This is a genomic window from Spongiimicrobium salis, from assembly GCF_043678055.1.
Classification (GTDB): domain Bacteria; phylum Bacteroidota; class Bacteroidia; order Flavobacteriales; family Flavobacteriaceae; genus Spongiimicrobium; species Spongiimicrobium salis.
This window is the reverse complement of sequence record NZ_JBHEQA010000001.1, coordinates 1,369,047-1,380,993: the sequence shown is the minus strand read 5'-3', so window position 1 is coordinate 1,380,993 and position 11,947 is coordinate 1,369,047. Positions and strand designations below refer to the sequence as shown.

Sequence of the window (11,947 nt, the reverse complement as noted above, 5' to 3'; positions counted from 1 at the left end):
TTACCAACCCACATAGTCGGGTGGACGTATTTCATTCAAATTTAAGTAAACGATCAACTGTCCACGATGATGGGTTACATGATCTTGCAATAAATTCAAGATTTGCAATTTGGTTTTGGGTCCAGCAAAGAAATCTACCACGGTAGCCAATTCCTTGCGGGAAGTCCCTTGAACCTGCTGTGCAACGGCATCAAAGCTCTTTTCCAGTGCCGTTATGACTTCAGTTTTTGTTTTGGGTTTTGCCTGTTTTGTAGTGGTATTGCTCTTATCAAAATAACTTTGACCCAACCAATCCATATTTCCTTTAATATGCAATAATTGTGCTTTAAAGCTCATTTCCCGTGGCGTGGGACTATAGTTGAAATCCTCCTCTGGCATCGCCTTGGCAATAGCAATTAAATAGGTTTTTGAATTCTCCCATTTCTCTAGAAATGCAGGAATTACAGCTTCTTGAGCACTTAGGCCCATCGAAAAAAAACTGATAAGTATAAAAATTTTTCTTTTCATAAAAGGGAAACTATAGTATGTTTCTATGATTTTGCCCATGCAATGCCTTTTTTCCAAGCTGAAGTCAAGGCATTTACCGAATTATGTTGTAAGCTTTCATTAATTACAAATTTTACGATGCCCTCTTCATTAGGTCTTCTAAAGCTAATACGATATTCTTTATACAGGTAGTTGGATAATTTTTTGATATCGATGTTCCCCGCCAATCGCATATCGTAAATGTTGGTTCCTTGCGCAATCGAATCTATGGTCACCCCTTCTATAGTATTCAAATTAGAAATCAATTGTTTGGCGTTTTTCGTCACCTTTGTCCAGCGATCCTCTATACCATTGAGATAGTGTAGGGCCATGGCGGTATTGGCCCAACTTTGAAATAAGGTTCCGCCATGAATTTTGATTTGATGCGGAATTTGATCAATAAGTTCGGCATCTCCACATAAGATCGCACCTCCTGCGGCATTGAGATATTTGTAGAGCGAAATATACATAGTATCGCATTGGGCTGCATAATCAGCCAGCGTATGTGAATTGGTCGCCATGGCCAAATGAATTCTGGCGGCATCTAAATGCAAGCTATAATTCTTGCTTTTGCAGAAGGCATAGATTTCCTTTAAAGTTTCCATGGGAATTTGAACCCCGTCGGCTCTACGGACAGGATTTTCTAGCACTACAGTGTTCAAGCCGCTTTTAAACACTTCTCCCTGATTTGTATACGAAATGGCAGCTTTGAGATCGTTCACGTCAAAATAGGATTTCCCCTTTCCAACGGGAAGCAGTCTTTTGCGATGTACACTTTGGGCAGCATCTGCCTCGTCCCGGAATACGTGACTATTTTCTGGAACAATAACCTTGGTATTCTGACCACTTAGGAGTTTAATGGCCAATTGGTTGGCCAGGGTTCCTGTAGGAAGGTAAATGGCTTTTTCTTTACCCGTTAATTGGGTAAATTTTTCTTCTAAAGCTCTGGTAGCACCACCATTGCCATAGTAGTCCGGAGAAATGGGCATTTGTTCCTGAATTTCGTTCAATTTTTTTAAATACTGCCCTGGGGAAAAAGAAAGGCCATCGGAAACAAAATTTACAGCTTTCGTACTATCATTGAGGTCTTCCAGTTCCCATTCGTTTGGCGCTCCCATAGCTGCGGTAGGAATGAGCAAAGGAAGTGTTGATAGACCGCATTTTTTAATAAAGGCTCTTCTATGGGTAATTTCAGTCTTTTTATCCATTATAAACAATTAATTACTCCTTAGTATTTAGTGCGGTTAGAAAATCTTTGATTCTATCGGGTCGCATCCGTAATTTTTTAAATGTAACCGTGTCAATATCATCTTTTAAAAAATTTGCCAATATTTTTTTGTTTTCTTCTTTTTCTCTGTCACCATATAGAGCAATCAAAGGCCCATCTTCTTTCTGTAGATACCATTCCGTAACATAAATAATCCCTTGTTGGTTATTAAAAGGCCCACTTTTTTCAAATGAATCAGTTTTAGGAACGTAAGTAACATTGGAAAAACTAGAATACTTCGATATGATACGGTTTTCATAAAGGTTATATTTTCCTTCCAAGATTATCTTAACCACAGTAGGTCCTTTCCTATATTCATAGGCTATACCTTTGAAAATGTTAAGATCAATTTTCGTGGGTCTTTTAAGATAAAGCTGTTTTCCGCTATACTCTTTGACTAATTTGATTGTTTTTTTCGGGAAACCAAAAAACAATTTGTCAATATCCTTTAAAGGAATCTTCTTTTTATACTTGTACTGCTTTAATTCTTTTGGATAGGAAACTATAGCTTCATCATCATTGGAAATCGCTATAATTTCATCATTAAAATCATGTTTTACTTTGCAATAAATAGTATCTCCAGATTTGAGTTGCACATAGCCATAATAATTCAAAAATTTAAGCTTGTCCCTTCTGCTTAAATCACTATAATCGGGTATTTGAGAAATAAGAACAAATGGAGAAAGGAGAATAAGGAAAAAGAATTTGTGCATATGATTATATAAAATTAGAGATGGAGTTATAAAATTACTACATCAATTTCACAGCATCCTTGGCAAAATAACTGGCAATGATATTGGCACCAGCGCGTTTCATGGCGATCAACTGTTCCACCATGACCGCATCATGGTCTAACCACCCTTTCTCTGCTGCGGCCTTGAGCATGGCATATTCTCCGCTTACCTGATATACGGCAACGGGAACATCAACTTCATTTTTGATTTCGCGTACAATATCCAGATAACATAAACCGGGCTTCACCATAACAATATCGGCCCCTTCATCAATATCCATTTCGGTTTCTTTTATAGCTTCGAACCGATTGGTATAATCCATTTGATAGCTGCTTTTATCCTTTGGGACGTCCATCATATCAACTGGCGCGGAATCCAAGGCATCCCGGAAAGGCCCGTAATAAGCACTGGCATATTTGGCACTATAGCTCATGATTCCCGTATGGGTATAACCTTCATCTTCCAAAGCTTCACGAATCGTCAAAATTCGTCCATCCATCATATCACTAGGGGCTACGAAATCGGCCCCGGCGGCGGCATGGGAAATGCTCATTTCCGCCAATACTTCTGAGGTTTCATCATTCAGGATTTGGCCATCTGCAACAATACCATCATGCCCGTAGGAGGAATAAGGATCTAAAGCAACATCGGTCATGACCAACATCTCCGGGCAGGCATTTTTTATGGTTTTGATCGCCCGTTGCATCAACCCGTCTGCATTTAAGGCTTCTGTGCCTTTATTGTCCTTTAAGTTTTCAGGAACCTTTACGAAAACCAGAACGGCACAAAGACCCATATTCCATAATGCTTTGACTTCTTTTTCTACATTATCCAAGCTCAATCTATAGTAATTGGGCATGGAAGGAATCTCATCCTTGATATTTTTTCCCTCTACCACAAATAAGGGCACTAAAAAATCACTAGGGGTAATGATCGTTTCCCGTACCAAATGTCGGATGGCGTCCGAAGTACGTAAACGTCTATTTCTTCTCAATGGAAACATGGTATGTTAATTTAAACCTCAAAGGTATGGAAATTGCCAGCATTATCAATAGGCGTTGCCCTGTACACGGCACATTTACTTTATTAATCCACCAATCCAGGTGAAAGCAATCAACATGATAAGGATAATGGTTTCTAGAAGAAGAAAGTCATTGGTAAAAAGGGCTCCCAATAAACCAATGGCCAACATGAGGCTGCCATAGCCCAAACCAAACCACTTTGCTTTTTTGGAATATTCTAAAAAAGCTCTGGGCAATGGGATTAATGTACAGATAAACGTAATGGCAAATAAAAGTGCATAATCATTATTGGTCAAATAAAACAGAGCTCCTGAGAACAGTCCTAAAAATAGGAGAATGCCAAAGGCATAACCACTTAACCTCTCATCTTTTCCTAAAAGAAACTTCCCATAGCGATCAAAGTTGAGAATGGTGTTGGACATGGGCTCCATAATCCACCCTCCCAAAGCAAATAGCAGATAAGCAATGATCAATGGGATGGCTAGATAGAAAAGACCACTGGCATCCAATACTTTTATAAGAATTCTATAAGCCACATAGATACCAATGATAAAAGCCCATTGATTCTTTGAGGACTGGTTAGACATCCAAAAGGCGTATTTGAGGTACCAACGATAAATGAAATTTTTAGATTTCAAAGCCTTGCTCATGCCCTGGCGTGCCGCTTCAAAATTTGGATTTAAGAACAAAGCTTGCCTAAAATGATCTAAGGCTTTTTGTGTATTTCCACTTTCCAAGGCCACCCAGCCTACATTGGAATGCGAATAGGCATCTTCCGGATTGTCATAAAGAATGTTTTCCACGGTCTCATTGGCCTGATCAATGCGTTTTAATTTGGTCAATGCCTGTGCCCGAAGATTGAGACAGTAGGAATCCTTTGCATCCAATTCCAGGCCTTTATTGGCCATTTCCAACGCTTCTTCAAACTTTTTTTGTTGAAGGAGGATACTGGATTTTACGGCAAAATGATCTGCTTCAAAAGGATTTAGCCCAATAGCGGTATTAATATGCTGGAGTGCTTCCTTAAAACGCTCTTTCTGAAAAGCGATTTTTGCTTTAAGGGAAAAAATAGCAGGCTCATTGGGATTTTCCGAAAGCAGGGCATTGGTAATCTCCAGGGCCTCATCATATTTTTCGGTATTGAAATGGCAAACGGCCAGATAGAACCTGCCTACCCAATAATCGGGCTCTTCAGCAATTCCTTTTTGTAAAAATGGGATAGCTTCCTGATATCGGCCCAAATCAAATAATTGGACTCCTCTTTGTAAGTTGGGGGACTCCATTATTTTTTAATGTTCAAATAATTTAAAATCTCGTCATACAGTCCACCATCATTGGCATAGAGGGCATAGTTTTTTGCAGAATTAAACCATTCTTTGGTACTGGGTCGGACTTTTTTGATGCTTTTCACCAAATCTTTGGTTTTAAGCGGTTGCGGAATGCCATCTTTAAAGGATGCTTCCAGTTTGGATTCAATGGCGATATCGATAACGGCGTTGATATCTGCTCCGGAAAATTCCTTGGCATTCTTCGCCAGAGCAGCATAATCAATATTTTCAATGGGCTTGTCTTTTAGTTTAATATTGAAAATAGCATTTCTAGCCTCTATATCGGGAGGAGATACAAATATGATACGATCAAAACGTCCAGGGCGTCGTATCGCTGGATCTAAATACCAAGGGGCATTGGTGGCCCCAATAACCAAAATTCCATCATTATTGGAATCAATGCCATCCAGCTCTGCCAAAAATTGATTGATCAAGGTGCGTCCTGCAGATTTGTTGATATCATTTCTATTGGCACCCAGCGCATCGATTTCATCAATAAAAATAACACAAGGCGTATTATTTCTGGCCTGCTCAAAAATCTCATGAAGATTGCGTTCGGAACTTCCGATCCACATATCCAAAATCTCATTAATGCCCACATTGAGAAAGTTGGCATTGATTTCCCCGGCAGTGGCTCTTGCCAAATGTGTTTTTCCGCATCCCGGAGGGCCGTACAATAGAATACCTCCCCCTATTTTTTTCCCATAAGCCTTGTACAATTCCTGATGCTCCAGTGGCTTTATGATCTTCAGGGAGATTTCATTTTTTACTTTTTCCATCCCTCCTACATCCTTAAAATTGATGCTGGGTTTTTTTAAGAAAGCAATACCATCCTCGTCCACAAAATCTTCTTCTACTGCGGTGCTCGGTGTTCTCAGTTGAGCGTCAAAATCTTCATTGGTATAGGAAGCGTCAATATCCAGCATCTGTTTATAAGTTTCTTGGGCATCCTGCATACTGCCTTGATGGAGTTGGCAATAGCAGAGCAATTCCAGAAATTTTATTTCTGTGGTATTTGCCGTGATTTCTTCCAGCAATATCTCAGCAGCGGAAATTTTATTTTGACGAAAGAAACAATGGGCCAATTCGTACTTAGCCTCGATATGTTGATGATCTAGATCAATGATTTCTATCAGATGTTTTTCGCTGGCTTCAAAATCGGCATTCTGGGCGTATAGTTTGGCAATCTGCAGTTTTAGCGGAATATTATTGGGGGAGAATTTTAAGGCTTCAAGAAGACTTTCCAACATGGTAAAAAGAAATTTAATTTGATATAAAAATAGGCTTTCAAACCCATTCCACGGGCTTTTTTAGGATTTTTATGAGTTTTTCTTCGGCACTTCCCGCCTCAGGATGGTGATCATAACGCCATTGTACATGCGGGGGCAAACTCATTAAAATACTTTCAATACGGCCATTGGTCTTTAATCCAAACAAGGTGCCCTTATCATGGACCAAATTGAATTCTACATAGCGCCCCCTGCGTATTTCCTGCCAATTGCGCTGTTCGGGCGTATAGGGTAAATTTTGGCGCCTATCTACAATGGGAACATAGGCTTTTAGGAAAGCATTACCTACTTGGGTCACAAAATTATACCAATCGTTCATGCTGGTAGTATCTGTGGCCTTACAGTAGTCAAAGAAGAGTCCACCAACGCCTCGGGCTTCATTCCGGTGGGCATTCCAAAAATACGCATCACAGCGTTTTTTGTAGGTATCATAAAAATTAGGGTCGTGTGCATCACAGGCTTCTTTACAGACCTTGTGAAAATGTTGGGCGTCTTCCTCAAAGAGATAATAAGGGGTAAGGTCTTGTCCTCCACCAAACCATTGATCCACAATATTCCCTTCTTTGTCATACATTTCAAAGTAACGCCAGTTCGCATGTACCGTGGGAACCATGGGGTTCTTGGGGTGTAGGACCAGACTTAGTCCACAAGCAAAGAAATCGGCATCCTTGACTCCAAAATAGTTTTGCATACTGTTGGGTAAAGCACCATGTACAGCCGATATGTTCACACCTCCTTTTTCAAAAACAGCTCCGTTTTCAATGACCCTGGAACGTCCACCACCACCTTCTGGTCTTTTCCAGAGATCTTCTTGGAAGGTGGCAATACCATCAATTTCCTCCAATTTCTGTGTAATGGTGTCCTGTAACTGTACGATGTAATTATAAAAAGTATCTTTCATCTTCCAATGATGCCGCATTAAGGTTTTATATGTTGTGTTTCTTCTTGATTTAATAATGTTACCGTATCTATAGTGGCCGCCGTTACCGACAAGGGGAGTACTAAGATGATACCCAAAATGGGAATCAATAGAAAGAGCATAAAAACAATGCCGTTCCCCATGGCAATTCCTCGATGTTTCCGGACAAAGGCAATACTTTCCCGATATTCAAAATGTCGTTCCAACGTATAATCCATATTACCAAAGCCCGCATAATACGCTTGAACGAGAAAAACGAGTACGGAGGCAACAATCCCGATGATTGGAATAAAACCAATAAGTATAATAGGGATGGTAATGAGAAGTTCTTTCAATAGATTGCGCATATTAATGCGGATACCCCGCCACAATTGGGCTTTAAAAGTGGTGATCCGGTGTTCATGGGAAGGACTGCCTTTGAGATGTGCTTCTATTTTTTCGGAAATGGGACTCATAAATGGGGCCGATAAGGCCATTATGATGTGTTTATACAATATGAGGCCCAGAATCAATATTACGATGCCTCCCAAGAAAGTACTAAAGGAGGTGAAAATTTCTTTGCCCCAATCCCATATCCACACTTTGGAAATATAGGTTCCAAGGTTATCGGACAATCCATAGGCAGTTGTGCCAATGACAAGAGCCGTCAAAAGACTAATAAGGATGGGAATGGCAAAATACTTCCAAAGTTTTAAGGTGTTTATTAAGCCAAGAGTCCGCCCATAGGTTTTTATACCATTTAGAATATTTTTTATCATCATATTGAAAAAGTGATCCTTAGGGATATTTTGTGCCCATACGCGTATAAAGATACTATTTCCCGTATTCCTTTACCGCATCAATAAAAGCCTTTGCATTTTCTACCGGAATATTGGGCAAAATGCCATGACCTAAATTTACAATATACTTGTCCTTCCCAAATTCATTGATCATTTGAGTGACCATTTTTTTGATATCCGAAGGAGGAGATAGCAATCGTGCGGGATCAAAATTCCCTTGGAGGGTAATATTTCCACCGGTGAGGTAGCGTGCATTCCGTGCAGAACAGGTCCAATCCACTCCAAGTGCGGAAGCACCGGATTTGGCCATTTCCCCCAAGGCAAACCAACATCCTTTTCCAAAGACAATAACAGGAGCATCATCTTTCAAGGCATCAACAATTTGTTGTATATACTTCCATGAAAACTCCTGATAGTCCACAGGGGAAAGCATTCCGCCCCAAGAATCAAAAACCTGAACCGCATTAACACCTGCGGCTACTTTGGCTTTCAGATAGGCAATGGTAGTATCGGTTATTTTTTGAAGCAATTGATGTGCCGCTACAGGTTGCGTAAAACAAAATTCCTTGGCTTTGTCAAAAGTCTTGCTCCCTTGTCCTTGTACGCAATAACACAATAAGGTCCATGGAGATCCCGCAAAACCGATCAACGGAACTTCATCATTTAATTTCTCCTTGGTCGCCTTGATGGCCTGCATTACATAATCCAACGCATCGTTTACGTCTGGAATTACCACCTGATCTACATCCTGTTGGGAACGAATGGGATCGGGTAAATAAGGGCCAAAATTAGGCTTCATTTGAACCTCAATGTTCATTGCTTGGGGAATCACTAAAATATCACTGAAAAGGATAGCGGCATCCATACCATATCTTCGTATGGGTTGCACGGTGATCTCGGAAGCAAGCTCAGGGGTTTGACAGCGTGTAAAAAAGTCGTATTTCTCACGGATTTCCATAAACTCAGGCAAGTATCGCCCTGCTTGCCTCATCATCCATACCGGGGGGCGGTCTACGGTTTCACCTTTTAAGGCTCTTAAAAATAAATCGTTCTTTATCATCATAGTATGCTTCCTAATATCGTATCACTCTGCGATTTCATAAAAAATACAAAGTGAGCTGCTTTATTTTTTTAAATAATTCTCGTTCACTAGATCAATAAGGCTCTCTACGGTAGGAATTCGAGCTACTTCTACTTCGGCAAAATGTTTTCGTGCCTCCGTTGCTGTTGTTTCACCAATACAGAAAGCCTTAATTGATTTGCTGTTTTTTTGAATATAACTTTTCACCGTAGAGGGACTGTAAAATAGTACTGCCTCAATACCCTTATCTAAGGCAATTGGAGCGTATTTTGTCTTATAGGTTTCAATTTCCGTAAGCTTAAGGTTGTTTTCTGCCAGGGTATCTGGAAGTTCGTCCAATCGAATATCACTACAGAAATACGTTGCCTCCAAACCACTCATATATTCCACAAGATATTGTGCTAATTTCTTGGCACTGTTCTCGGAATGGGTCACTTTGCCAATGCGTTGTTCGATCATACGTTTTGTACGACGGCCTACACAATAGATGTTTTTGAATTGTAGCTGATCTGCAGGAACACTCATCAATAAGGATTCAACAGCATTTTTACTGCTAATGATCACATTGTCCAAAGGCGCCTTGAGGAGTTGTTCTGAAATGCGGATGGGACTGATTTTTATGAAATCCTCACTATCTATCTGAATTTCAGTATCTACAGCGGCCAGCTGATAAGGGGTTAGTTTTTTGGTAGAAAATACCTGTATAGTAGTCTCTGGGGCTGCCAATTCGGACATGAGACGCTTGCCTCCGCGATTCAAAATGAAATTGGAGCAGGATCTAGCGATATTTTGATGTTTCCCCAATGCGGCACTTTCTGTTACTTCTATCTTTTTTGTACCATTTCTATTTAAAAGAACTCCTTTGAATTTTACGTCATTGTCCTTGTTAATATAGGCATAGGCGCCAATAGGCGCGGTACAGCCTCCTTCCAGTAGATTCAGAAAGTCGCGTTCTATAGTAGTACAGATTGCCGTGGGCTCATGGTTCAGTTGTGCGCAAATGTCCCGGATTTCGGCATCCTTTTCCATGGCTACAACCATTACTGCTCCTTGTGCCGGTGCAGGGACCATCCAGGTAAGGCCTATGGTATTGTCCAGTTGTTTTCCCAAACGATCCAATCCGGCGGCGGCAAAAATAGCCCCGTTCCAGGAGTTATCGTTGAGTTTTTGCAAACGGGTATTCACATTTCCCCTAATATCTGTAACCGTATGTGTAGGATAGCGGTTGAGCCACTGGGCCTTTCTTCGCAAACTTCCAGTTGCAATGATTGCCTCTTTCTGGGCAAGAAATTCTTCATTGTCCTTGTAAACCATCAGGTCCATATAATGACCTCTTTCCAGAACAGCGGCTTGCACGATGCCCTTTGGAAGTTTGGTGGGAACATCTTTCATAGAGTGCACAGCAATATCAATATCACCATTGATCATGGCTACATCCAAGGTCTTGGTAAAAATACCGGTGATGCCCAATTCGTAGAGGGGTTTATCTAAAACCAAATCCCCGGTAGACTTCACTGCTACAATTTTTGTTTGATGACCTAGTGCTTTTAATTTATCCTGTACTAGATGTGCTTGCCATAGGGCCAATTCGCTATCTCGCGTGCCTATGCGTATAATTTTGTTCATTGTTTGGAGTCTACTTCTAGCTGAAATACTTTTTGGATAAGTTCCAGACTGCTGCTGGAATCCACATCATTATCCTTTAAGTGGTTTGCAAATTGTTTTGTAATTTTCTGGATGATGCGATCGGAAATAATATCGGCCTGTTCAGAATTAAAATTGTTTTGTTTCTTACTTTGAAAATCCATTTCCTCTTCCTTAATGGTCTTCAATTTGTTTTTAAGGGCCTTAATGACAGGCGCAAACTTCCTTGTTTCCAACCATTTGATAAAATCGTCATAGATGTCATCAATAATGGCCTCGGCCTGGGGAATAAAGCGCTTTCGCCGTTCCAAGGTCTCATCCGTCATCTGGGATAAATGGTCCAAATGCACCACGTTGACCTGAGGTAGTTCCGCAACATCGTCGGCAACATTTTTGGGGATGGAAAGATCCAAGACCAAAAGCGGTTTTTTGGTATAGATCATCGCTTTGGAAACTGTCGGGGATTGTGCCCCTGTTGCCACGACCAAAATATCGGATTTTCGTATCTCTGTTTGCAAATCTCCGTAATCTTTTACGGTGAGATTAAATTTTCCGGCAATTTTTTCTGCTTTCCCTTTGGTTCTGTTGATTAAGGTAATATGCGGATTTTTAGTATGCTTGATCAGGTTTTCACAAGTATTTCTTCCAATTTTCCCTGTGCCAAAAAGTAGAATGTTCTTTTCGGAAACCTCGGGAATATTTTTTAAAATGTATTGTACAGAAGCAAAAGCGACCGAAGTAGCTCCAGAAGACAATTCTGTTTCATTCTTAATACGCTTACTGGCCTGTATCACTGCATTGCATAAACGTTCTAAAAAGGGGTTGGCCAAATCATGCCGTTTGGAACGCACAAAACTCTGCTTTAATTGACTGATAATTTCAAAATCACCCAAAATCTGACTGTCCAGTCCGGTGCCCATGCGAAATAAATGTTTAATGGCATCCCTGTTCTTATGGACATAGGCCACTTCCTGAAATTCTTCAACAGAACCTTGGGTGTTGTCACATAGTAATTTAATCAATTGAAAAGGGTGTTGTGCAAAACCATGCAATTCTGTTCTGTTGCAGGTAGAAGTAATGAGTAGACCATCAATATCCTGTACTTTAGCCTGCGCGAGGATATCTGCAATACCCTGTTCGCTTAAACTAAACTTGCCACGTACTACAGCATCTGCCTTCTTATAATTAAGACCAATGGTATAGAATGAATTATGTTTGGATATATGATAACTTTTCATGCGCACATCAAACGTTGACAAAAATAGTCGGATAGCTTATGGAAAAATAACGCTTAAAGAATAATTTATGTCGGTTGAGGTTTAGATGCATTTTTTGAAGAAGAACTTGCGCTAAAATCAT

The 11,947-nt window shown here is 40.3% G+C and carries 11 protein-coding genes; all 11 read right to left on the bottom strand.

What is annotated here, in order from left to right; all coding sequences use genetic code 11:
* The 11 genes from ACEXOE_RS06160 to hemA all read right to left on the bottom strand — a co-directional run bounded on the left by ACEXOE_RS06160 (position 1) and on the right by hemA (position 11,826).
* Positions 1-507, bottom strand: coding sequence for a DinB family protein (locus ACEXOE_RS06160; protein ID WP_394747862.1), 507 nt, complete (start codon positions 505-507; stop codon positions 1-3).
* 23 nt (positions 508-530) lie between these two features.
* Positions 531-1,733, bottom strand: a complete 1,203-nt coding sequence (locus tag ACEXOE_RS06155) for a threonine aldolase family protein (RefSeq protein WP_394747861.1) — start codon at positions 1,731-1,733, stop codon at positions 531-533.
* Between the two features lie 13 nt (positions 1,734-1,746).
* Entirely contained in the window at positions 1,747-2,505 is a 759-nt protein-coding gene (locus ACEXOE_RS06150) for a hypothetical protein (protein WP_394747860.1), read from the bottom strand.
* Positions 2,506-2,542: 37 nt separating this feature from the next.
* Positions 2,543-3,529, bottom strand: coding sequence for a porphobilinogen synthase (hemB, locus tag ACEXOE_RS06145; protein WP_394747859.1), 987 nt, complete (start codon positions 3,527-3,529; stop codon positions 2,543-2,545).
* A 75-nt stretch (positions 3,530-3,604) separates the two neighbouring features.
* Positions 3,605-4,831, bottom strand: a complete 1,227-nt coding sequence (locus tag ACEXOE_RS06140; protein WP_394747858.1) for a tetratricopeptide repeat protein — start codon at positions 4,829-4,831, stop codon at positions 3,605-3,607.
* Positions 4,831-6,126, bottom strand: a complete 1,296-nt coding sequence (locus ACEXOE_RS06135) for an AAA family ATPase (RefSeq protein ID WP_394747857.1) — start codon at positions 6,124-6,126, stop codon at positions 4,831-4,833. The genes ACEXOE_RS06140 and ACEXOE_RS06135 overlap by 1 nt, the downstream gene beginning before the upstream one ends.
* A 37-nt stretch (positions 6,127-6,163) precedes the next feature.
* A complete protein-coding gene (gene hemF, locus ACEXOE_RS06130) occupies positions 6,164-7,066 on the bottom strand; it encodes an oxygen-dependent coproporphyrinogen oxidase (protein WP_394747856.1) in 903 nt (300 codons plus the stop codon).
* Between the two features lie 17 nt (positions 7,067-7,083).
* A complete protein-coding gene (locus ACEXOE_RS06125) occupies positions 7,084-7,842 on the bottom strand; it encodes an EI24 domain-containing protein (RefSeq protein ID WP_394748498.1) in 759 nt (252 codons plus the stop codon).
* 55 nt (positions 7,843-7,897) lie between these two features.
* Positions 7,898-8,923, bottom strand: a complete 1,026-nt coding sequence (gene hemE, locus ACEXOE_RS06120; RefSeq protein WP_394748497.1) for a uroporphyrinogen decarboxylase — start codon at positions 8,921-8,923, stop codon at positions 7,898-7,900.
* Positions 8,924-8,986: 63 nt separating this feature from the next.
* A complete protein-coding gene (gene hemC / locus ACEXOE_RS06115; protein ID WP_394747855.1) occupies positions 8,987-10,570 on the bottom strand; it encodes a hydroxymethylbilane synthase in 1,584 nt (527 codons plus the stop codon).
* Positions 10,567-11,826, bottom strand: coding sequence for a glutamyl-tRNA reductase (hemA, locus tag ACEXOE_RS06110; protein ID WP_394747854.1), 1,260 nt, complete (start codon positions 11,824-11,826; stop codon positions 10,567-10,569). Before hemA ends, hemC begins: the two co-directional genes overlap by 4 nt.
* Between the last annotated feature and the right edge of the window lie 121 nt (positions 11,827-11,947).

What these genes read in the sequence shown, in the direction of transcription:
- hemF (WP_394747856.1), bottom strand. Translation starts at nt 7,066, where the DNA reads ATGAAAGATACTTTTTATAATTACATCGTACAGTTACAGGACACCATT.
- hemA (WP_394747854.1), bottom strand. Translation starts at nt 11,826, where the DNA reads ATGAAAAGTTATCATATATCCAAACATAATTCATTCTATACCATTGGT.
- ACEXOE_RS06150 (WP_394747860.1), bottom strand. Translation starts at nt 2,505, where the DNA reads ATGCACAAATTCTTTTTCCTTATTCTCCTTTCTCCATTTGTTCTTATT.
- hemE (WP_394748497.1), bottom strand. Translation starts at nt 8,923, where the DNA reads ATGATAAAGAACGATTTATTTTTAAGAGCCTTAAAAGGTGAAACCGTA.
- hemC (WP_394747855.1), bottom strand. Translation starts at nt 10,570, where the DNA reads ATGAACAAAATTATACGCATAGGCACGCGAGATAGCGAATTGGCCCTA.
- ACEXOE_RS06125 (WP_394748498.1), bottom strand. Translation starts at nt 7,842, where the DNA reads ATGATAAAAAATATTCTAAATGGTATAAAAACCTATGGGCGGACTCTT.
- ACEXOE_RS06160 (WP_394747862.1), bottom strand. Translation starts at nt 507, where the DNA reads ATGAAAAGAAAAATTTTTATACTTATCAGTTTTTTTTCGATGGGCCTA.
- ACEXOE_RS06135 (WP_394747857.1), bottom strand. Translation starts at nt 6,126, where the DNA reads ATGTTGGAAAGTCTTCTTGAAGCCTTAAAATTCTCCCCCAATAATATT.
- ACEXOE_RS06140 (WP_394747858.1), bottom strand. Translation starts at nt 4,831, where the DNA reads ATGGAGTCCCCCAACTTACAAAGAGGAGTCCAATTATTTGATTTGGGC.
- ACEXOE_RS06155 (WP_394747861.1), bottom strand. Translation starts at nt 1,733, where the DNA reads ATGGATAAAAAGACTGAAATTACCCATAGAAGAGCCTTTATTAAAAAA.
- hemB (WP_394747859.1), bottom strand. Translation starts at nt 3,529, where the DNA reads ATGTTTCCATTGAGAAGAAATAGACGTTTACGTACTTCGGACGCCATC.